Genomic DNA, 24,798 nt, shown 5'->3' with positions numbered 1-24,798 from the left:
ATGGGGGCGAGCGCCGGTCAGGCCTCGTTGGTCATCACCACTGAGCCTGAGGCGCCGAACATGCCGCCGACACCATGGCAGAAGGAGATCTTGGCATCCGGCACCTGCGCCGGGGAAATTCCGCGCATCTGGCGCACGCTTTCTTGCAGCGCATACATCCCATACATGCCCGAATGCATATAGCTGAGACCGCCGCCATTGGTGTTCATCGGCAGCTTGCCACCGGGCCTTGTGTTGCCCTCGGCGATGAACGGCCCGGCTTCTCCGCGCCCGACAAAGCCCAGATCTTCCAGCCCATAAATCGGCAAATGCGCGAAGGCGTCATAGATCATCAGGTGATCGACATCCGCATGGCTGATCCCGGCGGTTTCAAACGCCTTCTTGCCCGACACCCGGAAGGCGGCGGAGGAGGTCATGTCCTTCATCTGGCTGATCACCGGGGTTTCGACGCTTTCACCCAGGCCCCGGATATAGACCGGCTTGGTCGGAAAATCCTTGGCTCGATCGGCAGAGGTCAGGATCAGCGCGCCGCCACCATCGGTGACCAGGCAGCACATCAGCTTGCGGAACGGATAGGCGATCATCTTTGAGCTCAGCACGTCATCCACGCTGATCGGATCGCGGAATGAGGCGCGCGGATGGAACGCCGCCCATTCGCGCTGCACCACCGCAACCATCGCCAGATGTTCCTCGGTCAGGCCAGTGTCCTTCATCATCCGCATCACCGGCAGGGTGAACCTGGTCGGCGGGATCGAAACGCCAAAGGGACGTTCAAATTGCGCGTCAAATTGCGAGGCGAACATCGCCGGCGACAGGAACCCGGTGCGCGAGCGCCCACTTTCACCGTGGGTGATCAGCACGGTGGTGCACATCCCCGCCTCGATCGCCGCGACGGCGTGGCGGACGTGGAGCATATAGGAACAGCCGCCGACCGAGGTGCCATCGACCCAGGAGGGCACGATGCCGAGGTAATGCGCCAGCTCTTGCGGCGAATGCCCGGCGGTGGCGACGCCGTCGATGTCCTTGATGGTCAGCCCGCAATCGGCGAGCGCGTTCAATGCGGCATCGGCATGCAGCTGGATCTGGCCCATATCGGGAATCTTGCCCAGATCGGTGGTTTCGGCGGCGCCGACGATGGCCACGGAATTCGGTGTCATATCAGGCCCCTTTCGCGGGTTTGAACTGCGGCAGGGTGATCTCGTCCGTCACTTTTTCAAAGCTGACCTCAAGCGGCATATCCAGCACCAACGCCTCCGGCGTTTGTGGGCAATCGTGGATATTGGCCATCATCCGCGGCCCCTCTTCCAGCTCGACAATCGCCACCGCAAAGGGCGGTTTCATCCCCGGCGCGCCGATATGGTTGATGATATAGCTGTGCAACGCCCCGCGCCCCGAGGCGGCATAGATGCTGACATCGCGCGAGCCGCAATCCGGGCAGAACGGGCGCGGCGGGAAATAGGTGTTGTCGCAGGCAATGCAGCGTTGCAGGCGCAATTCGCCGATGCGGGTGCCCTCCCAGAAATGCCGGGTCTCCGGGGTTGGAATCGGTAGGATACGGTCGGTCATGGGGCTCTCCTCAGGCGGGATCAGGGGCGGCGATCACGGCCAGCCCGTTGTTCAAGACGATGGTGTCGCGTGCGGGCACACTGGTGCGGAACGACACCTGATCGCCGTCACGCCAGATTTCGGTGCGCAGGGTTTCGCCGGGATAGACCGGGCTGGAAAATCGCAGATCAAAACGGCGCAGCCGGGCCGGATCGCCATCACAGCAGCTGCGCAGGACCGACCATCCGGCAACGCCATAGGAACAGAGCCCGTGCAGGATCGGCGCGTTGAACCCGGCGCTGGCGGCGACCGCGGGGTTGGCATGCAGCGGGTTCGGATCGCCGGACAGGCGATAGATCAGCGCTGCCTGTGGCAGGGTCTGAACGTTATCCACCAGGTCCGGGGCCCGGTCGGGAAGGGTATGCACCGGTTTCACCGGTCCCGACGGTCCGCCGAAACCACCATCGGCGCGGGCAAAGGTGGTCGAGGATGAGGTGGCCAGCAATTGCCCGGTTGCCTTGTCCGAAATCTCGCGCGTCACATAGATCAGCGCGCCCTTGCCGGGGCCCTTGTCGATGATGTCTTCGATCCTGGTGCGCCCGATCACCACCCCTTCGGGCGGCAGCGGCGCGTGGATCGCCAGCCGCTGTTCGCCGTGCAACACCTGCTGCCAGGTGACGCCGCTGTCCGGTTCCCGCACCCAGAATCCGGGCCCGGCCATCACCACAGACTGGGTCGGCAGTGTGGCAAAACCGGCGTCTTCCTCGAACAGAAACCGGATCTGGCCGGGATCGAGAGGATCGGCGCCCAGGCCGATCCCGAGGGCATAGAGGATGCTGTCGCGGGCGCTATAGGCCTGCTCGACATCCGCGAATTGGCGCGCCTTCAGGCGGTCATAATCGATCGCCATCGGCTTAGATCGGGTCCCAGGTGAACACGTCACCCGACCGATCAAGATTGTAATAGCTGCCCTTCAGCGCCGGCAGCGCGGTTTCGGCCACCGCCTCGGGGGTCCAACCATCCGACATCTGCACGGATCGGATCGGGCGCGATTGCGACATCAGGAAGATCTCGTTCATCCGCACCGCGAAAATTTGTCCGGTCGTCTCTTTCCCGGCATCCGAAGCCAAAGCTGCGGCCAGCGGCGCGATCTTGGCCGGGGTGCTCTGCTTGGCCTTTTCTATGCGCTTGGCATCGGCATCGGAATTGATCGGGATGGTGCCGATCAGGCGGCTCCACGCAAAGGGTGCGATGCAATTCGAGGTCACGTTATAGCGCGACATGTCGAGCGCGATGGATTTCGAAAGCCCGACGATACCCAGCTTGGCGGCGGAGTAGTTCGCCTGGCCAAAGTTGCCGATCAAGCCGGAGGTCGAGGTGAAATGGATGAAGCACCCGTTTTGTTTTTCGCGGAAAATCGGCGCGGCGGCATGGGCCATATAGAATGACCCGTTCAGATGCACGTCGATGACCGCATGCCAGTCTTCGATGCTGAGCTTGTGAAAAATCACATCGCGCAGGATCCCGGCGTTGTTGACCACACAATCGAGCTGGCCCCAGGTGTCCATCGCCTGATCGATCATCGATTTGGCGTCGGCGGGCACTGCGACAGAGCCGAAATTCGCTTCGGCCTCGCCGCCAGCGGCGCGAATTTCGCGCACCACATCGGCGGCCGGGCCGTTGTCCTCTGAGCCGGCTTCGCCGTTCGGCGCCGCGCCGGGATCGTTGACGATCACCCGCGCCCCGCGCGACGCCATGGTCAGCGCCATATCGCGCCCGATGCCCCGGCCTGCGCCGGTGATAATCGCGACCTTGCCCGCAAGCATTTTATCCTGGCTCATTTTATCTCCTCCCGGATTGATCCTGCCTCTGGCGCATTTTGGGATTTGCATTGCGCCAAAGATTCGAGTTACACGTTATGCGTTATAACACCTGTTCGGCAAGCCACGGATCAGCGCTGGCCTGGAAAAGCCCAAGGTCAAGGACCACCCGCCCCGATGCCCACGCGCCCGGAATCCGCATCAACACCGCCTCAGGCTGACGCCGGAACCGGCGCCGCCTGGGCCGCGCCGATCGTCAAGGAAAACCTGGCCGATGTCGCCTGGCGGTCGGTGCGCGCGGCGCTGATGGAGGGGCATCTGAAACCCGGAGAGCCGCTGTATCTGCGGCCGATGTCGCACCGGTTCGGAATTTCCGTGACCCCGATGCGCGAGGCGCTGGTGCGACTGGTCTCGACCAATGCGTTGAGCATGGATGAGCGTGGCACGGTGATCGTGCCTGCCCTCACCCAGTCCGAAGTCCGCGAAATCTGGGAGATTCGGGCCGAGCTGGAAGGTCGCGCCGCCGCCGCCGCCGCCGCCCGCGTGACCGCGGCGGATATCGCCGCGCTTGAGGCGCTGAACGGGCAGATCATCGAGAATGTGCAGGCCAAGGATTTCGCCGCAGCGGTGCGCGACAACACCCGTTTTCATCTTATGTTGGCGGCATTGTCGCACAAACCGGTTCTGATCGAGATGATCGAGGGGCTGTGGATCCGCTCCGGGCCGCTGCTCTGGCATGCCTATGACAAGAGCGCGCCGCCTTGGAACCCGTCCAAGCATATGGAAATCATTGATGCACTGAAGTCAGGCGATGCCAAGGCCGCCTATAAGACACTCAGCCGGGAGGTGTTGGCGGGCATGAACGGGTTCTTGCTCTTTGCCGAACCGGAATCGCCGCAGGTCGACTGAACCAGCCGACTAAGTGGAACATGTGACAGGGAGGGATCATGAAGAGTTTCAAGGAAGACGAGTTACACGTCGGGGTCTGGGCAGCCAAAACCCCCGACCGTGCCGCGATCATTGATGCGGAAACCGGCCGGGAGTTCAGCTTTGCTGAATATGAAGCCCTGTCCAACCAGGTCGCCCGGCTGGCGCGGGGACTGGGCCTGAAGCCCGAGGATCACGCGGCGGTGCTGCTGGAAAACCGCGTCGAGTTTCTGCCGGTGTTCTGGGGGCTGGTGCGGGCCGGGCTGCGGGTGACCCCGATTCCGACGCATCTGAGCGTTGAGGAGATCGACCATATCCTTGCCGACAGTGGCGCCGGATTGCTGCTGACCTCGGCCAGTCACAAGGACGTTGCCGCACGCCTGAACCTGAGCGGGATGAGCCCGGCGGCGCGGCTGATGCTTGACGATGCGGCGCCCGGCTTCGTCAGCCTTGAGGCCGCGATTGCCGATCTGCCCGCAACCCCGATGGCGGATCAGCGCGAAGGCATCGATATGCTCTATTCCTCGGGCACCACCGGTCAGCCCAAGGGGGTGCGCAAACTGATGCCCTCGGGCGATTTCGGGGTGGCGCCTGCGGCGCTGGCGGTCACCGCCACAAGGTACGGGCTGGATGAGAACACGATTTATCTGCACCCGTCGCCGCTCTATCACGCCGCGCCGCTGGGCTATTCGGTCAGAATCGGACGTCTGGGCGGCTGCATCGTGATTATGAAGAAATTCGACCCCGAGGCCTGCCTCAAGGCGATCGAGACGTATCGCGTCACCCACAGCCAATGGGTGCCGACCCATTTCATCCGGTTGCTGCGCCTGCCCGAGGATGTGCGGACCAAATACGACCATTCCACCCTGCGCTGTGCGATCCACGCCGCCGCCCCCTGCCCGCAAGATGTGAAACGGGCAATGATCGACTGGTGGGGCCCGGTGATCGAGGAATATTATGCCGGGTCGGAAGGCAACGGCCAATGCAACATCACCAGCGCCGACTGGCTGAAGAAGCCGGGCTCGGTGGGCCGCGCGGCGGTTGGCAAGGTGCATATCTGCGATCCCGAGGGGCGCGATCTGCCCGCCGGAGAGGTCGGCACCATTTTCTTTGAGGGCGGTGCTCAGTTCGAATACCACAATGACCCGGTCAAAACCGCCGAATCCCGCCATCCCAACGGCTGGTCGACCATCGGCGATGTCGGATATCTGGACGAAGACGGGTTTTTGTTCCTGACCGACCGCAAGAGTTTCATGATCGTGTCCGGCGGGGTGAATATCTATCCGCAGGAGGTCGAGGCGCTGCTGTTGACCCATCCACAGATCGACGATGCCGCCGTGTTCGGGGTGCCCAATGACGAATTCGGCGAAGAGGTGAAGGCGGTGATCGAGGTCAAGCCGGGGGTCACCGCTGATTCGGCGCTTGCCGCCGATATCATCGCCTTTTCCCGCGCCCATCTCAGCCATGTAAAATGCCCGCGCTCTGTCGATTTCATCGACGAGATGCCGCGCGGCGACAACGGCAAACTGTATAAGAAGGTGCTGCGTGCGCCCTATTGGCCAGACAAAAAAACCGCAACCCATTCGACCGCCGTACCGGCGGACGTCCACAAGAACTGAGGCCCGCCGATGAATTTTGAATTTTCCGAAATCGCCCTTGAGATTCGCGATCAGGGTCGCAAGTATCTGGCGGCGCAAAATTGCCTGCCCAAGGTGCGCGCGGCGCTGGAAGGCAACGACGCAGAGAGCGACGCGCTTTGGCAAGGCATTTCCGATCTCGGTTGGACCGGCGCCGCAATCCCCGAAGAATACGGCGGCCATGGCATCGGCTATGAGGCGCTCTGCGTCATTGCCGAAGAGCTTGGCTATTCGCTGGCGCCGGTGCCGTTTTCATCGACCGCTTACCTGGCTGCCGAGGCCCTGTTGGCGACCGGCTCGGAAGAGCAGAAACAGGCCTGGCTGCCGAAACTCGCCAGCGGCGAGGCGAAGGGCACCTTTGCCCTGGCCGAAGGTGTTGGCGCCCTGTCGCCAGATGCGATCAGCGCCCGCTTTGTCGACGGCAAGCTGAGCGGCACCAAATGGCCGGTGGCCGATGGCGACGGCGCCGATATCGCGGTGGTGATCGCACGGGATGGCGATGACCGCATCGTTCAGGTGCTGGTCGATCTGTCCGGCCCCGGGGTCAGTCGCACAGCGCTTGACACCATCGACGCCAGCCGCCCGCAGGCGCGGATCGACTTTGACGCCACCCCGGCCAGCCTGTTGCAATCCAACGAAGATCCCTGGGACAATGTGTTGTCGCTGCTCGACCGGGCGGCGATCCTGACCGCGTTCGAAGAGGTCGGCGGCACCCAGGCCTGTCTCGACATGGCCACCGCCTATGCCAAGGAACGCAATGCCTTTGGCCGTTCGATCGGTTCGAACCAGGCGATCAAGCACAAGCTGGCGGATGTGTTCGTGGCGCTCGAACTGGCGCGCTCCAACGCTTATCTCGGGGCGCTCCGGCTGGTTTCGGGCGACCGTGACCTGACTCTGGTGGCGGCGACGGCGCGGGTGTCGTCGATCCAGGCCTTCGTGATGGCCTCGAGCGAAAACATCCAGACCCATGGCGGCATCGGCTTCACCTGGGACGCCGATCCGCAGCTCTATTTCCGCCGCGCCAATGCGCTGGCGCTGGGGCTTGGGCCGCTGGCCTTTTGGAAAGACCGTCTGATCACGGCGCTGCAGCGCCGCCCGCAAGATTGAGGAGAGCATCATGGATCTTGAAGACACCAAGGTAGAAGCCGAGTACCGCGCCCGCGCCCGCGCCTTTCTTGAGGCCAACTGCGAACCGCGCAGTGGCAAGATTACCCCAGCCGAGCCCTATCAACCCGGCACCCCGGCGATGCAGGCCGCCAAGGCCTGGCAGGCGAAAAAGGCCGAGGCCGGGTTCGCCGGTATTCGCTGGCCGGAAAAATGGGGCGGCCAGGGTGGCGGTGCCATCCAGGAAGTCATCTATGCGCAAGAGGAATCGCGCTTTAACACCCCCCCGCGCGGGGTGTACGAAATCGGCCTTGGCATGTGCCTGCCGACGATGATCGCCTATGCCACCGACGAACAGCTGGAACGCTACACCGGCCCGGCACTGCGCGGTGAAGAGATCTGGTGCCAGCTGTTTTCCGAACCGGCTGCGGGCTCCGATCTGGCCGGGTTGCGCACAAGGGCGGTGCGGGATGGCGACGATTGGGTGATCAACGGACAGAAAATCTGGACATCCGGCGCGCATTTCTGCGATTTCGCCATTCTGGTGACCCGTACTGACCCGTCCGTGCCCAAGCACAAGGGTCTGACGATGTTCTTTATCGACATGCACGATCCCGCCGTCGAAGTGCGCCCGATCCATCAGATGTCAGGGGCGTCGAATTTCAACGAAGTGTTCTTCACCGACCTGCGGGTGCCTGATTCCCAGCGGCTCGGTGCTGTCGGCGATGGCTGGCGCGTCGCATTAACCACGCTGATGAACGAACGGCTGGCCGTCGGGGACGAGCCGCGCCCGGATATCGAGGACCTGATCGCCTTTGTCAGCGACTTCCCGTTGAACGGCAAACCGGCGATTGAGGATCCGGTGGTGCGCGACAAGGTCGCGGATTGGTATGCCCGCTCGCAAGGGGTCAAGAACGCCCGATTCCGCGCCATCACCGCACTCAGCCGGGGCGAGACCCCGGGGCCTGGTGCCTCGATCGGACGTCTGGTGAATGCGATAAAACAGCAGGAAATGGCACGGTTTGCGCTGGAACTGATGGGCGCAGGCGGGATCGTTTCCGACCCGGCCATGGCCCCGGCGCAGGGCGCGTTTCAGCAATCGCTGCTGTCGTCGCCAGGCCAGAGGATCGCCGGCGGCACCTCGGAAATCCTGCGCAATATCATCGCCGAACGGGTGCTTGGCCTGCCCGGCGATGTGCGGGTCGACAAGGACGTGGCGTTTCAGGACATTGGCAAGGCCTAGCACCGGCCAACGCCCTTTGGCAGATTTATGGACACTGCACCCGGCGCTTGGACAGCGCCGGGATTGCCGTTAGGTTCGCCCGCGTCTGGACAGCGGAGGACAGCGGATGGGCACAGAGGCACTGGCTTCCCGAATCGCGGCGCGCGCGGCGGGGCTGCACTGGTTCTGGACCTTCTACACCAATCCCAAAACCGTCTGGGCCGAGGAAACGCGCGCCCGCAAACCGGTTCACGAGATCTCTCCACCGGACGCGCCGCTGACCTGTGAACACGAGAACTTTCCCAGCAATTTCACCCCGCCCTTCCAGCAACCGAATCCCGGTCAGGGCTGAACCGCCCCAAGGCCATCCAGAGGACAGAACATGGACATCAGCACAGTCGCCACCGGCCTGCAATTTCCCGAAGGCCCGATTGCCATGCGGGATGGAACCATCATCCTGGTCGAAATCCAGCGCCAGACCCTGAGCCGGGTGCATCCCGATGGCCGGGTCGAGGTGATCGCCGAGCTTGGCGGCGGCCCGAATGGCGCCGCCATCGGGCCGGACGGGCATGTCTATGTCTGCAACAACGGCGGCTTTGTCTGGGGCGAGCGTGAGGGCAGCACCATACCAATCGGCACGCCCGATGAATATACCTCTGGCTCGATCCAGCGGGTGAACCTGAGCACCGGCGCGGTCGAGACGCTCTATACGTCCTGCAACGATATCCCGCTGCGTGGGCCCAATGACATCGTGTTCGATACCGAGGGCGGGTTCTATTTCACCGACCTGGGCAAGACGATGCGCGATTACCTGCACCATGGGTCGGTCTTCTATGCCAAGACCGATGGCTCGTATATCACCCGGGTGTTTGGCCCGATGCTGACCCCGAATGGTGTCGGCCTGTCGCCGGATGGCCGCCAATTGCATGTGGCCGAAACCCGCACCGCCCGGGTCTGGGCGTTTGACATCACCGGCCCCGGTCAGATCGAGCGGCCCACCGGCTTTGTCCCCGGGCGGCTTCTGGTCACCCTGCCCGGTTACCAGATGCTCGACAGTCTGGCGATCCAGGGCGATGGCGGGGTGTGCGTGGCGACGCTGGTGCGCGGCGGGATCAGCATCGTGTCGCCCAAGACTGGCGATGTGGAATTCATCCAGTTCCCGGACGATCCCTATATCACCAACATCTGTTTTGGCGGCGCCGATCTGCGCGACGCCTGGGTGACCGGATCCGGCAAGGGCTCGTTGTTCCATTGCCGCTGGCCGACGCCGGGGCTGGAGCTGAATTTCAACGCCTGAGCGGCGCGATCAAAGGCCGGATAGGATCTCCTGGGTGTCTTCGCCGAGGCGGGGCGCTGCGGCGTTCACCCCGGGGCCACCGCTGAGGACACCATGTTCGCCTCGGCACCCCAGGCCGGGCCGTCCTTCGGGCCTATCGCACCCGTCGGACGGTCGCCTGCCGCTTTGAACGCGGGTTACCAGGTGTCGATCATCGGGCGCTTGGCCCCGGGTGATGTCGGGCGCAGCCCGGCGGATCGCAGCCCGGCCAGAATCCACGACCGGGTTTCAACCGGGTCGATCACCGCGTCGATTTCCAGGGTCTGGGCCACCTTGATCGCCTTGCCCTGCTGATACATCCCGTCCACCAGCTTGTCATAGAGCGCCTTTTTCTCATCCGGGTCGGTCACCGCCTCAAGCTCACGGCGATAGCCCAGGGTCACCGCCCCTTCGAGGCCCATGGGCCCGAATTCGCCGGTCGGCCAGGACACGGTAAAGAAGTTGTCATAGGTGCCACCGCCGATCATGCCCTGCGCCCCGAGGCCATAGCATTTGCGCAAAACCACGCTGAACAGCGGCATCGACAGCGAGCGACCGGTGACAAACATCCGGCAGACATGGCGGACAAGGCCGGTGCGTTCATATTCCGGGCCGACCATGAAGCCGGGCGTGTCGCAGAGCGATATCAGCGGAATGTCAAAGGCATCGCACAGCTGCATGAAGCGGCTGGCCTTGTCAGCGGCAGGCCCGTCGATGGCGCCGCCCAGATGCTTGGGGTTGTTGGCGATGATGCCGAACGGTTTGCCCTCGATCCGGATCAGCGAGGTGACGATCCCGATTCCGAATTCCCGGCGCAGTTCCAGGACCGAGCCGACATCCGACATGCCCTCGATCGCGTCGCGCACCTCGTAGACCCGCAGGCGGTTTTCCGGCACGACATGGCGCAGGCGGCGCGGATCCGGCGCCGTCCAGTCGCGCAAAGGCCCCTGGAAATAGGACAGGTATTTCTTGACCATCTCGCAGGCCTCGGCCTCGTCCCTGACCCGGATATCGACCACGCCATTGGCTGATTGTTCGTCGATTGGCCCGATCTCTTCGGGGCGGTAGATGCCGAGGCCGCCGCCTTCGATCATCGCCGGTCCGGCCATGCCGATGTTGGCGCTTTCATCGGCGATGATCACATCGCAACAACCCAGGAGCGCGGCGTTGCCGGCAAAACAGCGGCCCGAGACGACGCCGACCATCGGCACCTTGCCGCTGAGGCTGGCGAACTGGCTAAAGGTCCGGTTGGCGACACCGGCATAGGTAAAGCGTTCGGTGTCGCCGGGTCGGCCACCGCCGCCTTCGGCAAAGAACACCAGCGGGATGTTCCAATCGCCCGCCACATGCAGGATGCGATCCAGCTTGCGGTGGTGGCGTTGACCCTGGGTGCCGGCCAGAACCATGTAATCGCCGATGGCAAAGGCGCAGCGCGACTCGTCCTCGCCAAAGCGGTTGCCGTTGACGGTGCCGAGCCCGGTCAGAATGCCATCGCCCGAGGTGTTCTCGACCAGATCCTCGATCGACCGGCGCTGGATCTGCGCGGCGACGGCAAATTCGCCGTATTCGACAAAGGAGCCGGGATCGCAGATCTGCGCCAGGTTCTCGCGCGCGGTCTGTTGGCCCCGGTCGCGGCGTTTCTTCACCGCGTCCGGGCGGTTTTCGTCAAGGTCAAAGGCGCGCCGGTCCAGCGCCTCTTGCAGGTCGGGGCGGATCAGGTCGAGGTCGATCTTTTCTTCGGCGGTCGCCATGCTGGCGCCCTCGGCCGGTTCGATGGCAAACAGCAACGCCTCGGCCGCCATGGTCTGCCCCGGTTCGGCGGCGACGGCGGTGATCCGTCCGGCGCTGGCGGCGGCGATGACGTTTTCCATTTTCATCGCCTCGATGACGGCCAGTTGCTGGCCCGGTGCGACCTGATCGCCCTCTGACACCGCGACGCTGACCACCGTGGCCTGCATTGGCGCGCGGATCGCTTCACTGCCAGTCGGGAGGCCGATTTCGGGCGCGGTCCCGGTCGCCTCGGCTGTGGTGTCCTGCTCACGTCCAGGGCTGGTAAAGGTTTCGGCGGCTTCGGCCAGCTCGGCGGCGTGTTGTTCGATGAACCGGGTGCTGATCCGGTTGGCGCGCACATCCGGATGCGCAATCAGCGCGCGCAGCCAGGGGATGTTGGTGGCCAGCCCGGAGATGTGAAAATCGGCCAATCCATGCGCAGCCTTGGTCAGGGCGCTGGCGTAATCGCCGGAGCGCGAATGCACGATCAGCTTGGCCAGCAGGCTGTCGAACCGCGCCGATGTCGTATAGCCGGAATAGGCAAAGCCATCGACGCGGATGCCACCACCCGCTGGCGGTTCATAGATGCCGATCTTGCCGCCCGTCGGGATCGCCTGCGCCGTGGCATCCATCGTTTCCATGTTGATGCGCAGCTGAACGGCATAGCCCTTGGGCGCCGGTGTGCTGTCGCTGGACAGGCCAAGCCCAGGCAGATCGCGGCCCATGGCGATGTTGAGCTGGAGTTCGACCAGATCGAGGCCAAACACCTCTTCGGTGACCGTATGTTCCACCTGGATGCGGGGATTGGCCTCGATAAAGAAGATATCCTCGCCTTCCAGCCCCTCCTCGGACATCAGGAACTCAAAGGTTCCCAGTGAGCGATAATCGGAATGTCGGGCCAGGCGCAGCGCCCGCTCGGTCAGAGTCTTGCGCTGGGCCTCAGTCAGGTTCGGGCTCGGTGCGATTTCGACCAGCTTTTGGTGGCGCCGCTGCAGCGTGCATTCGCGTTCGCCCAGGGCGATGCACTGGCCCTGCCCGTCGCCGAGGATCTGCACCTCGATATGCCGCGCGGCCGGCAGAAAGCGTTCGACATAGACATTCGGATCGCCAAAGGCGGCCTCGGCCTCGGACCGGCAGCGGTCCCAGGCTTCAGCCAGATCATCACCGGCATTGACCACACGCATGCCACGGCCACCGCCGCCGGAAACCGCCTTGATCAGCATCTGCGCACCGTTCGGCAGGCTGTCGCGAAACGCCTGGGCCGCGTCCAGCCCGGTCGCCACACCGGTGCCCGGCAGCACCGGCACCTCCAGCTTTCGCGCCAGATCCTTGGCCGAAAGCTTGTCCCCGAACAGCGTCAGCGCATCGGATGTGGGGCCGACAAAGATCAGTCCGGCGGCTTCGATGCGCCGGGCGAAGTCCGGGTTCTCAGAAAGGAAGCCATAGCCGGGATGCACCGCGTCAGCGCCGCTGGAAACCGCGGCGGCGACCACCGCCTCGATGTTCAGATAGGCGCGGGCCCCGGCCCCGGGCAGCTCCACCGCCTCATCGACGTATTGGCGGTGCTTGCTGTGCTGGTCATCCGGCGCATAGACCGCGACCGTCGCGATCCCCATATCGGAGGCCGTCCGCGCGATGCGCAGGGCGATCTCACCCCGGTTGGCGATCAACAATTTGCCGATATGTCGGGGGTCGTTATCCGCCGATGTGGGGTTCCGGGTCATCTGGACGTCCTTGTGCTACGGCATCAAGGGCGGCTGACGGCATCGGAAACCGAAGTCGATGAGACCTGGATCATTCGCTGCCGCGCCTCCCTTCGCTGCATTGACTGACATATGTCAGGAGGGGTATTGAGATATCCAGGCATGGTCAAGCTGCTCGTCAGGTTCAGGCCTGGCGCGGACCCTCGGGACCTCCGCGCTGGTTTGACATTCGTGGCGCGCTTTGCCTTGCACACCAAATTCATGGAGCTGGCGTTTGTCGAACCCGAAACCGAACAGCCCCGCAGCGAGCGAGCGCTCGGAGTTTCTTGAAGAAGCCGAGATCAAGAGCGTGCAGAACCAGCAACTGGTTCAGGCGCGGCGTGAACAGATCTGCGAGGCCGCGCTCGAACTGTTTCTGGAAAAGGGATTTTCCGCGACGACGATCCGCGACATCTGCGCCCGTTCGGGCGTCAATCAGGCCAGCATCTACGATTATATCGCCAACAAGAATGACATCCTGCGGCGGCTGTTGAACCAGCTCTGGTTTCGCGAAGACGTGCCGACCCTGCCGGATGTGCTCAAGGACACCGCCCTGACCCTGGAAGAGGCCTTTGCCCAGTATTTCCGGGAAACCTGGCGCAAAAAGCGCAAGAGCACCCTGCTGGTCTATCGCGCCGTGCCACATATGCCGATCGAGGACCGTCGTGCCATGCGCGCCCGCGATCTCGCGCTGATCAAGAGCCTGGCGGTCGAGTTGGAAAAGCGCACCGGTCACCCCGCCGGTCAGGCCGAAACCGAAGTGCTGGCCAATGTGCTGATCTTCCTGTCTGCCTTCGCGCCAATGCGGGACTGGTTGCTGAAAGACATTCCCGAGGAAACCATGCTCCGGACTGTCGCGGTCGGCGCGGCGGCGATGGTGCGTGAACTGCTCTCAGACACAGGCGCACCAGATCGCCGCCCGAATGATCAGGGCACTGGTTGAGTCCCGTGCGGGCGATCACCCGGTTCAGGTTCGGACCCTTTCGAGCCTTGGGCAGACCTCAAATGGTCCCGATCTACCGATCAGCCCGGCGCGCGATCTCTGCCCCGATTGCCGCAACACGACGGGCCCGGGCGCCATCTACTTCCGCATTGGCGCTGGCGCTGCTGGCAATGCCGCGCGCGGCGCGGGCCGCTACTCCCTGAACAATCGCCGCATAGCGGAAACAGGCAAAGGCCAGGAACACCGGCCAGTCCGGAATCCCATCACGCCCGGCGCTGGCGCAATACCGCGCCAGCAGCGCCTCTTCGGTTGGCAGACCGGCGGCGACCAGATCATGCGTGCCCGGCAGGTCGCGCGGCAGATGGTACGGCAGGCAGGTATAGGCGAGATCGGCCAGAGGATGGCCGATGGTGGATAATTCCCAGTCCAGCACCGCGATCACCCGTGGGTCCGTCGGATGCACCACCACATTGCCGATCCGGTAATCGCCATGCGAAATCGCGCTTTCGTCCGCAATGCCATCCTGTTCGATCAGCCAGTCACGCAGCCAATCCATATCGGAATAGTCGAAATCCGCAGGCAGATCAGCCTTGGCCGTCTCATATTGGTTGGACCAGCGCGCGGTTTGCCGGGCCAGATAATTCTCGGCCCGGCCATAGCCATCCAGGCCAGCGGCCCGCCAGTCGACCACATGCAGACGGGCCAGTGTATCAATAAGTGAATAGGCCAGCGCCTGGCGGTCCTGACGCGGCACCGGAAGCATTGCGGGCGAGACGATGATACGCCCGTCGACATATTCCATGACAAAGAATTCTGCGCCCAGCACCTCGGGATCGCTGCAGAACGCGACCATCCGCGGGACCGGCACGGCACTGCTGCCAAGCGCCTGCATCACCCGAAACTCCCGGTCGACGGCATGCGCCTTGGGCAGCAGCACGCCGGGCGGCTTCTTGCGCAGCACAAAGCGCCGACCGGTCTCCATTTTCAGCAGATAGGTCGGGTTCGACATGCCGCCCTGAAACTGCTGCACAACCATGCCGGTGGCGGCCTCGGGCATATAGGCGGACAACCATCTGGCCAGGGCGTCTGCGTCCAACCTGTGCTGCGGCAAGGGGGCGATCACGACCGGCGCGTCATCGGTTTGGGTCGAGCACATGGTCAGAGCCCCGGAAACTGCGGCGCCCGCCGCTCGACGAAACTCTGCACACCTTCCTTGAAGTCCGGCGCGGCAAAGCTGCCCTGCATTTCGGCATCGGCCATGGCAAGCGACTCGGCAAAGGATTGATGAGAGGCCAGGCGCAGCTGCCGTTCCATCACCGCCATCGAGCGCGGCGAGGCATTGGTTACCATAGCCTTCGCGACCTCGGTGACATGGGCCATCAGATCACCCGCCGGCAGCGCCTTGTTCAACAGGCCGATCCCGGCACAGGGCCCGTTGATCGCCGCGACAATCGGCTTGGGACAGCTGAACATATAGCCAAAGCGGCCGGGACAATGGGCCTCGGGATCGGCCCCCGATGCGGCGGCAAAGCCGAGCTCGTCCGCATCATGCGCGCTCGTCACGCTGGCGACGCGGGTTTCCACCGTGTTCTGCAATCCGCCCATATCGGCACCGGCGCAAAAGCTCCGGCCCGCGCCGGTGATCACGATCACCCGGCAGTCAGGATCGCTTCCCGCCTGACCGATGGCCCGACGCAGGTCGTCGGCCATTTGCGGCGTCCAGGCGTTGAGCTTGTCCGGCCGGTTCAATGTCATGGTGGAGACGCCCTGATCGGTCGTCACGCGGATCTGTTCTCGTAGGTCAACGGTTTTCCTCCTGCGCCTGACGCGTGTTCACGCCGGTTCGAAAGGTGCGAATGGCCGTCCCCCTGGTCAACGGCACCTTTCCCCCGGCAGTCCTGACACTCGTCAGTCCCGACATTAGTTCGGCAAATGCAACGCGGTCAATCACCGAAAGATGTGCCGTGGCAGACTTCGTCGGGCGCCAAGCGCGCGCATACTTGACCTTGCTCAAGCTTCGCAGCTAGAAACGACTGACACTTGTCAGGTCATGACCTCGTGGCCGTGATCGCAGCGCAACCGGTGGGGAGGCCGGCGGGTGATGTCGACTCTGCCACTGAAGTGCGATCACCGGAGCATGCAGAAACCATGACTGTGGCTGCCGTGAGTTCTGACCGCCCCCCCGCATATTGGTGGTCTGCCGTGGCTGGGGTCACAACGGTGGCCCGGCGCAGCAGGCTGAACAGACCCGGTACCGCGAGTTTCGCTGCCAGCCCCAAGGCCGAAGACGGCTCTGTCTGCCTGGCCTGCCCGCACACCCCGCGATGGCGACCGTGACAGAGATTGAGGAGTAAGAAAGATGGCAATTTATCTGCGGCAAATCTGTCTGGTCGCCAAAGACCTGAAGGCAGTGACGGCGGATCTGGAAGGCGTGTTTGCCACGCCGGTTGCCCATGTTGACCCCGGCGTGGGGAAATTCGGGCTTGAGAATATGCTGATGGCCTTTGGCACCCAGTTCCTTGAGGCGGTTTCGCCGACCCGCGACGGCACCGCCGCCGGGCGCTATCTGGATCGGCGCGGTGGCGATGGCGGCTATATGGTGATCACCCAGGTCCGCGACAAAGGTGAACAGGACGCGGTGCGCGCGAATGCCGCCGACAACGATGTCCGTGTCGCCTATGACAGCGACCGCGGCCATTGGCACATCATGCAATTGCATCCCGGCGACATGCGCGCCGCGTTTTTCGAGGTCGAATGGGACGATACCGGTGAGGTCGAGGGCCATTGGAACCCGGTCGGCGGCAGCGGCTGGCAGGATAATGTGAACACCGACCGGGTGTCGGCGATCCGCGCGGCGGAACTGCAATCTGACGACCCGGCGGCGCTCGCCGCGCATTGGTCCGCGGTGGCTGGCCTTCCGGTCGAGGATCGCAACGGTGTTCCTCATATCGCACTGGCAAACGCCGACCTACGCTTTGTCGCGGCCAAGGACGGGCGCGGCCCGGGTCTTGGCGCTCTGGATATACGTGCCAGCGACGCCGCTGGGATTGTCGCCGCCGCCCGGGCGCGCGGCCTGCCTGTCACCGGCAATCAGGTGATGGTCTGTGGCACCCGTTTCAACCTGATCGATTGAGGGCTGCGCGCCCGATGAACAACCAAGGAGAGAAGAATGAGCGAAGATCCGCAAAGTGAATTGAACAACCTGGCGATGTCCGAAAAAGCGCGGCCATTGCTGGACAAGGTGGTCAAGCATATCCGCGAGAACTGCGACCCGGCGCTGAAGCAATACGAGGCGCTGAACGCCAAGAAGCCGTCGCGCTTTGAATATGCGCCTGGGCAGCTCGACATCATCGAGGACCTCAAGGACAAGGCCAAGGCGGCCGGGCTGTGGAATTTCTTTCTGCCCGATGCCGAGACCGGCGAAGGCCTGTCCAACCTCGATTACGCCTATATCGCCGCCGAGCTGGGCAAGAATTCCCTGGCCCCGCAATCGATGAACTGCGCCGCACCCGACACCGGCAATATGGAAGTGCTGGAACGCGTCGGCACCCCGGAACAAAAGGAAAAGTGGCTGAAACCGCTGCTTGAGGGCAAGATCCGCTCGGCCTTTGCGATGACCGAACCGGATGTGGCCTCCTCGGACGCCAAGAACGTCAGCACCCGTGCGGTGCTTGAAAACGGCGAATGGGTGATCAACGGCGAGAAATACTATATTTCCGGCGCCGGTGATCCGCGTTGCAAGATCATGATCGTGATGGTCAAGACCTCGCCAGACGCCGAAACCTTTCGCCAGCAGAGCCAGATCCTGGTGCCGATCGACACCCCCGGTGTCGAAATTGTCGGCCCGATGAGCGTGTTCGGCCATGACGACGCGCCGCATGGCCATATGCAAATCCGGTTCAAGGACGTGCGGGTGCCCGAGGAAAACATCCTCTGGGGCGAAGGTCGTGGCTTTGAGATCAGCCAGGTGCGGCTCGGACCGGGCCGGATCCACCATTGCATGCGCTCCCTCGGGGCCGCCGAAAAGGCGCTGGATCTGATGATCCATCGCGGTCTCACCCGCGAGGCGTTTGGCAAAAAGATCATCGACCTTGGCAAGAACATGGAGACGATTTCGCGCAGCCGGATCGAGATCGACGCGATGCGCCTGATGGTGCTCAAGGCCGCCAAGGCGATGGATGTTCTCGGCAACAAGGAAGCGCGGATCTGGGTGTCCAAGGCCAAGGCGATGGTGCCCGAGAAATGCGGCAAGATCATCGACGACGCGATTCAGGTCCATGGCGCCACCGGCCTCAGCCAATGGTCGCCGCTATCGGCGATGTATATGAAACAGCGCACCCTGCGCTTTGCCGATGGTCCGGACGAGGTGCACCACCATGTCATCGCCCGCGCTGAACGGCAGGCCTTTGAAAGCTCGAACGAGCGCCAGGCCAAAGCCCGCGAAGAGACCGGCGGCGGCGCAATTTTTGAAGGGCCGTGAGCCGGACACCAATGTCCAATCAGGTCGGCTGGATTGCGGTCTGGCGCGACATCTCAAAGGACATGCGAAAGGCGATGGCTTCGGCCATCGCCTTGGACGCAGGCTGTGGGCCGGACTGGCCTGAAAGAAAGGACTCCCGATGGATTTGAAAGACAAGATCGTGGTCGTCACCGGCGCCGCCGGAGGCATCGGTCGTGCCCTGGCCCTGCGGTTTCACGAGGCCGGCGCCGGGCATATCGTCTGTGTCGATCTGGACGAGGACGGCGCCAAGGCCACGGCACAGGTTGTCGGCGGCACCGGTCGCCGTGTCGATGTCGCCTCGGAATCCGATATCAGTACCTTGATCGAAGAGGTCGAGACCGGGATCGGCCCGATTGACCTGTTCTGCTGCAACGCCGGGATCTCGACCCGTGGCGGGCCGGAAGTGGCGGACGAGAAATGGCAGCAGATGTGGGAGGTGAATGTGATGGCGCATATCTGGGCCGCCCGTCACATGGTCCCGCGGATGATCGCCCGGGGCGGCGGCTATTTCCTGAACACCGCCTCGGCGGCGGGTCTGCTCAGCCAGGTGGGCTCAGCCCCATATGCGGTGACCAAACACGCCGCCGTCGGTTTCGCCGAATGGCTGGCCCTGACCTATGGCGACGACGGCATCAAGGTCTCGGTGCTCTGCCCGCAGGCGGTGCGCACCAACATGACCAAGGGCAAGGAAGGCGGCGTCGCATCGGTCGATGGCATGATGGAACCCGAACCGGTCGCCGAGGCCTGCCTGAAGGCGATCGAGGCCGAGACCTTTCTGGTCCTGCCGCATCCGGAAGTGTTGGACTACATGCGCCGGAAGACCAGCGATTATGATCGGTGGATCGGCGGCATGCGCAAGCTGAACCGAAAATACTCACCGCAGAAAACCGGTCAAACCTGAGCCGGTTTTCCGATCATGCCGCTGGCACTGACTCCCAGGCCCGACAAACCGGGCGTGGCGCAGGGCATCAAATGCGAAACAAAGGCTGCAGCAGGCGCGGGACCAGAGACCTGAATCGCAGCGGTGCATCGGTGGCGGCAAGGCAGATACAGGGCGCGCCGGGATCGGCGGTTGGCGTATGCTCCAAGTCATGATCGGCGACCTCAAGGTCGCCGACGCCAAACTGGCCGGTGCTGTCGCTGAAACTGCCCTGCAGAACCAATGTCAGCTCAAGCCCATTGTGGCTGTGATCCGGCATCGCCTGCCCCGGCGGAATATAGAGCAACCGAACCGAGCCGTCGCGCCCTGACGACAGGATGCTTTGCCGCACGCCCAGCCCGACCGATTTCCAGCTTGGCGGCTTGCCCTTCAGCGCTTCCATCACCGGGCCGGGATAGACACCCGCGCGCGGGTAAGTCGGTTGCGGCCTGTAAGGGGCATCGAGCAAATCCAGAACATTGGATTTCAGGTCCTCGGAAACGGCCTCGGCCCCGACCGTTTCCAGAACCGCCCCGCCGCCAACCTGATGCGCCTCATAGGCGGCGCGGCATTCAAGGCACAGCGAGATATGGGCTGCCACGACCAGGGCGTAGGCCTCTGGCAGATTGCCGGTGGCATAGGCGGCCAGCAGGGCATCAGGGACGTGATGGGTGATCGCGGTCATCTTAACGCAGTTCCTTCAACTCATGGCGCAATCGCTCCAGACCCAGACGGATCCGTGATTTGATCGTGCCGAGCGGCAGGCCGGTCTGGGTGCTGATCTCTTGATGGGTAAGCTCGCCCAGGTAGGCTCTTTCGATGATTTCGCGCTGGTCGGGTTTCAACCGCGCCAACGCCTGTTGCAATTGTGCAGCCTCTTGTTCGAGGGCCAGCACCTGACTGGCATCCGGCTCGGCCTCGGGCGCTTCGCCCAGTTCCTCGGGCAGCGGCCGGTTTTCCTTGCGGATCACATCGATCTGGCGATTGCGCGCGATTTGATAGACCCAGGCCGAGACCTGCGCCCGGGCCGGGTCGAACTGACCGGCCTTGCGCCAGACTGTCAGCATGACCTCTTGAACGATTTCCTCGGCCTGCCCCGACCCGGTGCCTGACCGCATGATGAATCCCTTGAGGCGCGGGGCGAAATGATCAAACAGCGCGGCAAAGGCGTCCCGGTCACGTTGGTCCCGCACCGCCAGCATCCATGTCGTCTGCGCCGAGACCTGAGGGGGGGGCTGTGTCAACGGAGCTTTGTCCTTTCGCAACCCTGTGACAGGCTGCCGGTCGGCTGGATCAATATCAAGGTTCGCTGTCAACATAGCCCCGATACGGGCACCGGGGGAACCTGGATCATTTTGATCCAATTTCTTTCTCGCGACGTAATCCTTTCAAACAGTCGACCGGAGCCAGAATGTCATTTGATGCCCCCCCAATCCGCCCGCAACGCATTGCCGTCATCGGTGGCGGCATATCCGGGCTTGCCGCCGCCTATCTGCTGGCCCCGCACCATGCGGTGACATTGTTCGAGGCCGCACCCGATCTGGGCGGGCACGCCCGCACCGTGATGGCCGGGCGCAATGGCAATCAACCGGTCGATACCGGGTTCATCGTTTTCAACTATGCCAATTACCCACATCTGACCCGGATGTTTCAGGACCTCGACGTGCCGGTGGCGAAAAGCGACATGAGCTTTGGCGCCTCGATCAATGACGGACAAATCGAATACGGGCTGCGCGATCTGCGCGCCTTGACCGCGCAGCGGCGCAACCTGTTGCGCCCCGGCTTTGCCCGGATGGTGCGCGACATCCTGCGCTTCAATGACCGGGCCGAGGCGCTGGCCAGGGATGAAAGCGCCACAATCGGCGAGTTGATGCGCGATCTGAAGCTGGGCGATTGGTTCCAGCATTTTTACCTGATGCCCCTGTGCGGGGCGATCTGGTCGACCCCGCCCGCCGAAATTCGTGGCTTTCCGGCGCACGCCCTGGTGCAGTTCTTTCGCAACCACGCCTTGCTCAGCCCGTCGGGACAGCACCAGTGGTGGACGGTGGATGGCGGCAGCGTCGAATATGTGCGGCGGCTGGCGCATTACCTGCGCGGGCGTGGCGTGGCGATCCGCACCGCGACCCCGGTGAAAAGCGTCACCCGGGACGGGCAGAAAAGTCGGGTGCACAGCACTGCGGGGCCGCTTGAACCGTTTGATCAGGTGATCTTTGCCTGTCATTCCGATCAGGCGTTGCGCCTGCTGGCCCGGCCCACAGCACAGGAAAGCGCCGCGCTTTCGGCGCTCCGGTTTCAGGACAACCAGATGATCCTGCATCGCGACACCAGCCAGATGCCACAGCGCCGCGCGGTCTGGTCCAGCTGGGTCTACAAGGCCGACACCACCCGCCCCGAACCCGCCATCGGCGTCACCTACTGGATGAACCGGTTGCAGAACATTCCCGAGCAGGACCCTCTGTTTGTCTCGCTCAACCCGTCGCGCGCGGTGCCGGATCACCTGATCTATGACCAAAAGACATTTCGCCATCCGATCTTTGATGCCCCAGCGCTGGCGGCGCAGCGCCAGCTGACCGCGATCCAGGGTCGGAACAACACATGGTTTGCCGGGGCCTATACCCGCCACGGTTTCCACGAAGACGGCTTTGCCAGCGCCGCCCGCATCGCGCGGCTGATGGAGCGCCAGTTTGCATGACCCACAGCCCGGAGCATATCGCAGGCATCACGACCCACCTCCGGCGCGGCGCGATCCGCCACCGGTTTCGCTATGGGGTGGATTATGTGCTGATCGACCCTGAAGCGATGCTGACCCGGCCCCTCCTCTTTTCGCGCAACCGGTTCAACCTGGCATCGGTGCATGATCGCGACCATGGCGGCCCGATGAAAGCCGGGCGCGGGCCGGATTGGGCGCGCGCGGTGCTGGCGGCAAACGGGCTGGCGGATCGGGCGCTGGACCTGAGGCTGCTCACCCAGCCCCGCTTTCTCGGCTATGTGTTCAATCCGGTGAGCTTCTGGCTGGCGCTGCAAGGCGACGCGCTGATCGCGGTGATTGCCGAGGTCTCGACCCCCTTTGGCGACCGCCATTCCTATCTCTGCCACCAGCCCGATTTCGCCCCCATCACCAAGGATACCCGGATCACCACCGCCAAATCCCTGCATGTGTCGCCGTTTCAGCAGGTCAAAGGCAGCTACGAGTTCAGCTTTGATATTCGCAGCGATCGGATTATCATTCGGATTTTACACCGTAACGGTGATGAAGGTGTTGTCGCGACCCTATCGGGCAAGCGCATGGCCCTGACCAATGCCGGGCTTTTGCGTGCCAGCCTGCGTCGCCCGCTGGGGGCGCTGCGCACCATCATCCTTATCTACTGGCAGGCCCTGCGCCTGAAACTGAAGGGGGCGAAATACCGCACCCGTCCATCCCCACCCAGCAGCGAGGTGACCTGATGCTGTTCCTGACAAAACGTGTGAAGCATGATTTTCTTGAAACCTGTGGCCAAATCCGCATCGGCAGCCTGCGCCTGCGCACGCCCGAAGGCGAGGTCTATGATTTTGGCCAGGGCAGCCCCAGCGCCGAGATGCAGATTTACGACTGGTCGGTGATCAGCGCGATTGCCGGGCGCGGTGATATCGGGCTGGGCGAAACCTATGTCGCGGGCCTGTGGGAGACCCCCTCGATTGCCGATCTGACTGAGGTCGCGCTGAAAAACCTCGATGAGTTTCGCGGTTATGCCTATGCGGGGTTCTGGAATTCTGTGAAATTTCGCGTGGTGAACCGGTTGATGCGGGCCAATTCCACCCGCGGCGCGGCGCGCAATATCCGCGCCCATTACGACGTCGGCAATGAATTCTATCAGCTGTGGCTGGACGAGAGCATGACCTATTCCTCGGCCATGTTTGCCCCCGGCGATCATGACCTGCACCGGGCGCAGAACCGCAAATACGACCGGATATTGCAGCGGTTGGGCGCTGGTGAAAGGGTGCTTGAAATCGGCTGTGGCTGGGGTGGCTTCGCCGAACGGGCGGCGGATTCAGGGCACGATGTCACCGGCTTGACCATCTCGCCCAGCCAGAAAGGCTATGCCGACGCGCGACTCGACGGGCGGGCCGATATCCGGCTCCAGGATTATCGCAAGAGCAGCGGGAAATTCGACAGCATCGTCTCGATCGAGATGATCGAGGCGGTCGGAGAGGACTATTGGCCGACCTATTTCGCGACGCTGAAATCGCGTCTGGCCGAGCACGGGCGCGCAATGATCCAGGCGATAACCGTTCCGGATGGCTATTTCGACACCTACAGGCGCAGCTCGGACTATATCCGTCACTATACCTTTCCCGGCGGCATGTTGCTGTCCAATGCGGTGATTGCCGAACAGGCGCGGCGCGCCGGTCTGACAGTCAGGGACAGCCATGCCTTTGGCGCCGATTATTCCCGCACCTGCGCCATTTGGGGCGACCGGCTTGACCAGCAAGCGGATCGTATTCGCCGCCTCGGATATGACGAAGGTTTCCTGCGCAACTGGCGCTATTACCTTGGCATCTGCGCGGCCTCCTTTGCCGCCGGTCAAACCGATGTGGTTCAGGTCGAACTGACCCATGCCTGAGGCGGAAACCATCTGGATCATCGGGGCCAGCGACGGCATCGGTGCGGCCCTGGCGCGCGACTGGGCGCAGCGCGGGGCGCGGCTGATCCTGTCGGCACGCTCCGCCGAACGGCTGGAGGACCTGGCCGCCAGCCTCGGCCCCGCGCATCTGGCCCTGCCGCTGGATGTCAGCAACCGCGAGAGCCTTGTCGCTGCCGCCGCACAGATCGCCCGGATCGGGCCGCTGGATCGGGTGCTGCATCTGGCGGCGATGTATGATCCGGGCAAGATTGCGGCGCTGAACCCGGAAACCGCCGCGCAGATCGTCACGGTCAACCTGACTGGCAGCTTTCACATCGCCCAGATCGCGCCGCCCCTGCTGCGGACTGGTGGTCAATTGGCGCTGTGCGGCTCGGTTGCGGGCTATATCGGCCTGCCGCAGGGGCAGATTTATTCGGCGACCAAGGCCGGGGTGATCAATCTGGCGCAATCGTTGCACGCAGAACTGGCGGGGCGCTATGATGTGCGACTGATCTCTCCGGGATTTGTCGACACCAGGCTGACCCAGCGCAACGCCTTCACCATGCCCGCGATGGTCACGCCCGAGATCGCCGCGCGTGCCATCATCAAGGGCCTCGACAAGCGGCGTTTCGAGGTGCATTTCCCACGCCGCCTGACCTATGCGCTGAAACTGTTGAGCGCCCTGCCCTATTGGGCCGCCCTGCCCCTGACGCGCCGGTTGACCCGATGAACAACTCTGTGAAAGGCGGCGC

The 24,798-nt window shown here is 63.4% G+C and carries 23 protein-coding genes; 14 read left to right on the top strand and 9 right to left on the bottom strand.

What is annotated here, in order from left to right:
* Nucleotides 1–17 precede the first annotated feature (17 nt).
* Genes P1U48_RS14300 through P1U48_RS14285 form a run of 4 tightly spaced genes read right to left on the bottom strand, consistent with a single transcriptional unit; the run spans nucleotide 18 to nucleotide 3,386 of the window.
* Nucleotides 18–1,157: a thiolase gene (locus P1U48_RS14300; RefSeq protein ID WP_301069822.1), complete on the bottom strand. Its 1,140-nt coding sequence runs from the start codon at nucleotides 1,155–1,157 to the stop codon at nucleotides 18–20.
* 1 nt (nucleotide 1,158) lies between these two features.
* Nucleotides 1,159–1,566 (bottom strand): OB-fold domain-containing protein, encoded by a 408-nt coding sequence (locus P1U48_RS14295; RefSeq protein WP_301069821.1) that lies wholly within the window; start codon nucleotides 1,564–1,566, stop codon nucleotides 1,159–1,161.
* 10 nt (nucleotides 1,567–1,576) lie between these two features.
* On the bottom strand, nucleotides 1,577–2,455 hold the full coding sequence (locus P1U48_RS14290; RefSeq protein ID WP_301069819.1) for a MaoC/PaaZ C-terminal domain-containing protein: 879 nt from the start codon (nucleotides 2,453–2,455) through the stop codon (nucleotides 1,577–1,579).
* Between the two features lie 4 nt (nucleotides 2,456–2,459).
* Nucleotides 2,460–3,386, bottom strand: coding sequence for an SDR family NAD(P)-dependent oxidoreductase (locus tag P1U48_RS14285; RefSeq protein ID WP_301069817.1), 927 nt, complete (start codon nucleotides 3,384–3,386; stop codon nucleotides 2,460–2,462).
* 156 nt (nucleotides 3,387–3,542) lie between these two features.
* On the opposite strand from P1U48_RS14285, the gene P1U48_RS14280 reads away from it, so the two are divergent.
* The 6 genes from P1U48_RS14280 to P1U48_RS14255 all read left to right on the top strand — a co-directional run bounded on the left by P1U48_RS14280 (nucleotide 3,543) and on the right by P1U48_RS14255 (nucleotide 9,552).
* Nucleotides 3,543–4,274 (top strand): GntR family transcriptional regulator, encoded by a 732-nt coding sequence (locus P1U48_RS14280; RefSeq protein WP_301069816.1) that lies wholly within the window; start codon nucleotides 3,543–3,545, stop codon nucleotides 4,272–4,274.
* A 38-nt stretch (nucleotides 4,275–4,312) separates the two neighbouring features.
* On the top strand, nucleotides 4,313–5,911 hold the full coding sequence (locus tag P1U48_RS14275; RefSeq protein ID WP_301069815.1) for an acyl-CoA synthetase: 1,599 nt from the start codon (nucleotides 4,313–4,315) through the stop codon (nucleotides 5,909–5,911).
* A gap of 9 nt (nucleotides 5,912–5,920) precedes the next feature.
* Nucleotides 5,921–7,036 (top strand): acyl-CoA dehydrogenase family protein, encoded by a 1,116-nt coding sequence (locus tag P1U48_RS14270; protein WP_301069813.1) that lies wholly within the window; start codon nucleotides 5,921–5,923, stop codon nucleotides 7,034–7,036.
* Nucleotides 7,037–7,046: 10 nt separating this feature from the next.
* On the top strand, nucleotides 7,047–8,276 hold the full coding sequence (locus P1U48_RS14265; protein WP_301069811.1) for an acyl-CoA dehydrogenase family protein: 1,230 nt from the start codon (nucleotides 7,047–7,049) through the stop codon (nucleotides 8,274–8,276).
* Nucleotides 8,277–8,382: 106 nt separating this feature from the next.
* The gene (locus P1U48_RS14260) at nucleotides 8,383–8,607 is read left to right on the top strand and encodes a hypothetical protein (RefSeq protein ID WP_301069810.1); all 225 of its coding nucleotides are present in this window, start codon (nucleotides 8,383–8,385) and stop codon (nucleotides 8,605–8,607) included.
* Nucleotides 8,608–8,637: 30 nt separating this feature from the next.
* Nucleotides 8,638–9,552: an SMP-30/gluconolactonase/LRE family protein gene (locus P1U48_RS14255; protein ID WP_301069808.1), complete on the top strand. Its 915-nt coding sequence runs from the start codon at nucleotides 8,638–8,640 to the stop codon at nucleotides 9,550–9,552.
* Between the two features lie 176 nt (nucleotides 9,553–9,728).
* On the opposite strand, the gene P1U48_RS14250 is transcribed toward P1U48_RS14255, so the two are convergent.
* Nucleotides 9,729–13,064, bottom strand: a complete 3,336-nt coding sequence (locus tag P1U48_RS14250) for a carboxyl transferase domain-containing protein (RefSeq protein WP_301069806.1) — start codon at nucleotides 13,062–13,064, stop codon at nucleotides 9,729–9,731.
* 253 nt (nucleotides 13,065–13,317) lie between these two features.
* Here P1U48_RS14250 and P1U48_RS14245 point away from each other — a divergent pair, with 253 nt between their 5' ends.
* Nucleotides 13,318–14,025 (top strand): TetR/AcrR family transcriptional regulator, encoded by a 708-nt coding sequence (locus P1U48_RS14245; RefSeq protein WP_301069804.1) that lies wholly within the window; start codon nucleotides 13,318–13,320, stop codon nucleotides 14,023–14,025.
* A gap of 73 nt (nucleotides 14,026–14,098) precedes the next feature.
* On the opposite strand, the gene P1U48_RS14240 is transcribed toward P1U48_RS14245, so the two are convergent.
* A complete protein-coding gene (locus P1U48_RS14240) occupies nucleotides 14,099–15,121 on the bottom strand; it encodes a phosphotransferase family protein (protein ID WP_301069803.1) in 1,023 nt (340 codons plus the stop codon).
* A gap of 62 nt (nucleotides 15,122–15,183) precedes the next feature.
* Nucleotides 15,184–15,807, bottom strand: coding sequence for an enoyl-CoA hydratase-related protein (locus P1U48_RS14235; RefSeq protein WP_301069801.1), 624 nt, complete (start codon nucleotides 15,805–15,807; stop codon nucleotides 15,184–15,186).
* Nucleotides 15,808–16,384: 577 nt separating this feature from the next.
* Between P1U48_RS14235 and P1U48_RS14230 the strand changes: the two genes are divergently transcribed.
* From P1U48_RS14230 to P1U48_RS14220, 3 genes are all read left to right on the top strand, one after another.
* Entirely contained in the window at nucleotides 16,385–17,158 is a 774-nt protein-coding gene (locus P1U48_RS14230) for a VOC family protein (RefSeq protein ID WP_301069799.1), read from the top strand.
* A 36-nt stretch (nucleotides 17,159–17,194) separates the two neighbouring features.
* On the top strand, nucleotides 17,195–18,505 hold the full coding sequence (locus P1U48_RS14225) for an acyl-CoA dehydrogenase family protein (protein ID WP_301069797.1): 1,311 nt from the start codon (nucleotides 17,195–17,197) through the stop codon (nucleotides 18,503–18,505).
* Nucleotides 18,506–18,644: 139 nt separating this feature from the next.
* Complete coding sequence (locus tag P1U48_RS14220) at nucleotides 18,645–19,427, top strand: SDR family oxidoreductase (protein WP_301069796.1); 783 nt, start codon at nucleotides 18,645–18,647, stop codon at nucleotides 19,425–19,427.
* A 67-nt stretch (nucleotides 19,428–19,494) separates the two neighbouring features.
* On the opposite strand, the gene P1U48_RS14215 is transcribed toward P1U48_RS14220, so the two are convergent.
* Nucleotides 19,495–20,130, bottom strand: coding sequence for a ChrR family anti-sigma-E factor (locus tag P1U48_RS14215; protein WP_301069794.1), 636 nt, complete (start codon nucleotides 20,128–20,130; stop codon nucleotides 19,495–19,497).
* A gap of 1 nt (nucleotide 20,131) precedes the next feature.
* The gene (locus P1U48_RS14210) at nucleotides 20,132–20,647 is read right to left on the bottom strand and encodes a sigma-70 family RNA polymerase sigma factor (RefSeq protein WP_301069842.1); all 516 of its coding nucleotides are present in this window, start codon (nucleotides 20,645–20,647) and stop codon (nucleotides 20,132–20,134) included.
* A gap of 209 nt (nucleotides 20,648–20,856) precedes the next feature.
* On the opposite strand from P1U48_RS14210, the gene P1U48_RS14205 reads away from it, so the two are divergent.
* Genes P1U48_RS14205 through P1U48_RS14190 form a run of 4 tightly spaced genes read left to right on the top strand, consistent with a single transcriptional unit; the run spans nucleotide 20,857 to nucleotide 24,776 of the window.
* Nucleotides 20,857–22,137: an FAD-dependent oxidoreductase gene (locus P1U48_RS14205; RefSeq protein WP_301069793.1), complete on the top strand. Its 1,281-nt coding sequence runs from the start codon at nucleotides 20,857–20,859 to the stop codon at nucleotides 22,135–22,137.
* Nucleotides 22,134–22,889 carry a DUF1365 domain-containing protein gene (locus P1U48_RS14200; RefSeq protein WP_301069791.1) on the top strand — a complete coding sequence of 252 codons (756 nt, stop codon included), beginning with the start codon at nucleotides 22,134–22,136 and terminating at the stop codon, nucleotides 22,887–22,889. Before P1U48_RS14205 ends, P1U48_RS14200 begins: the two co-directional genes overlap by 4 nt.
* Entirely contained in the window at nucleotides 22,889–24,046 is a 1,158-nt protein-coding gene (locus tag P1U48_RS14195) for a cyclopropane-fatty-acyl-phospholipid synthase family protein (protein ID WP_301069790.1), read from the top strand. The genes P1U48_RS14200 and P1U48_RS14195 overlap by 1 nt, the downstream gene beginning before the upstream one ends.
* On the top strand, nucleotides 24,039–24,776 hold the full coding sequence (locus P1U48_RS14190; protein WP_301069788.1) for an SDR family NAD(P)-dependent oxidoreductase: 738 nt from the start codon (nucleotides 24,039–24,041) through the stop codon (nucleotides 24,774–24,776). Before P1U48_RS14195 ends, P1U48_RS14190 begins: the two co-directional genes overlap by 8 nt.
* Nucleotides 24,777–24,798 lie beyond the last annotated feature (22 nt).

The sequence above is a fragment of the Pseudooceanicola sp. genome (assembly GCF_029213205.1).
Lineage (GTDB): Bacteria > Pseudomonadota > Alphaproteobacteria > Rhodobacterales > Rhodobacteraceae > Pseudooceanicola.
The sequence above is the reverse complement of the archived record's forward strand: the minus strand, read 5'-3'. Positions and strand labels throughout refer to the sequence as shown.

Bases quoted from the DNA above. Each gene is read 5' to 3' on its own strand.
- P1U48_RS14300 (WP_301069822.1), bottom strand. From the start codon at position 1,157: ATGACACCGAATTCCGTGGCCATCGTCGGCGCCGCCGAAACCACCGAT.
- P1U48_RS14295 (WP_301069821.1), bottom strand. From the start codon at position 1,566: ATGACCGACCGTATCCTACCGATTCCAACCCCGGAGACCCGGCATTTC.
- P1U48_RS14290 (WP_301069819.1), bottom strand. From the start codon at position 2,455: ATGGCGATCGATTATGACCGCCTGAAGGCGCGCCAATTCGCGGATGTC.
- P1U48_RS14285 (WP_301069817.1), bottom strand. From the start codon at position 3,386: ATGAGCCAGGATAAAATGCTTGCGGGCAAGGTCGCGATTATCACCGGC.
- P1U48_RS14280 (WP_301069816.1), top strand. From the start codon at position 3,543: ATGCCCACGCGCCCGGAATCCGCATCAACACCGCCTCAGGCTGACGCC.
- P1U48_RS14275 (WP_301069815.1), top strand. From the start codon at position 4,313: ATGAAGAGTTTCAAGGAAGACGAGTTACACGTCGGGGTCTGGGCAGCC.
- P1U48_RS14270 (WP_301069813.1), top strand. From the start codon at position 5,921: ATGAATTTTGAATTTTCCGAAATCGCCCTTGAGATTCGCGATCAGGGT.
- P1U48_RS14265 (WP_301069811.1), top strand. From the start codon at position 7,047: ATGGATCTTGAAGACACCAAGGTAGAAGCCGAGTACCGCGCCCGCGCC.
- P1U48_RS14260 (WP_301069810.1), top strand. From the start codon at position 8,383: ATGGGCACAGAGGCACTGGCTTCCCGAATCGCGGCGCGCGCGGCGGGG.
- P1U48_RS14255 (WP_301069808.1), top strand. From the start codon at position 8,638: ATGGACATCAGCACAGTCGCCACCGGCCTGCAATTTCCCGAAGGCCCG.
- P1U48_RS14250 (WP_301069806.1), bottom strand. From the start codon at position 13,064: ATGACCCGGAACCCCACATCGGCGGATAACGACCCCCGACATATCGGC.
- P1U48_RS14230 (WP_301069799.1), top strand. From the start codon at position 16,385: ATGGCAATTTATCTGCGGCAAATCTGTCTGGTCGCCAAAGACCTGAAG.
- P1U48_RS14225 (WP_301069797.1), top strand. From the start codon at position 17,195: ATGAGCGAAGATCCGCAAAGTGAATTGAACAACCTGGCGATGTCCGAA.
- P1U48_RS14220 (WP_301069796.1), top strand. From the start codon at position 18,645: ATGGATTTGAAAGACAAGATCGTGGTCGTCACCGGCGCCGCCGGAGGC.
- P1U48_RS14215 (WP_301069794.1), bottom strand. From the start codon at position 20,130: ATGACCGCGATCACCCATCACGTCCCTGATGCCCTGCTGGCCGCCTAT.
- P1U48_RS14210 (WP_301069842.1), bottom strand. From the start codon at position 20,647: ATGCTGGCGGTGCGGGACCAACGTGACCGGGACGCCTTTGCCGCGCTG.
- P1U48_RS14205 (WP_301069793.1), top strand. From the start codon at position 20,857: ATGTCATTTGATGCCCCCCCAATCCGCCCGCAACGCATTGCCGTCATC.
- P1U48_RS14200 (WP_301069791.1), top strand. From the start codon at position 22,134: ATGACCCACAGCCCGGAGCATATCGCAGGCATCACGACCCACCTCCGG.
- P1U48_RS14195 (WP_301069790.1), top strand. From the start codon at position 22,889: ATGCTGTTCCTGACAAAACGTGTGAAGCATGATTTTCTTGAAACCTGT.
- P1U48_RS14190 (WP_301069788.1), top strand. From the start codon at position 24,039: ATGCCTGAGGCGGAAACCATCTGGATCATCGGGGCCAGCGACGGCATC.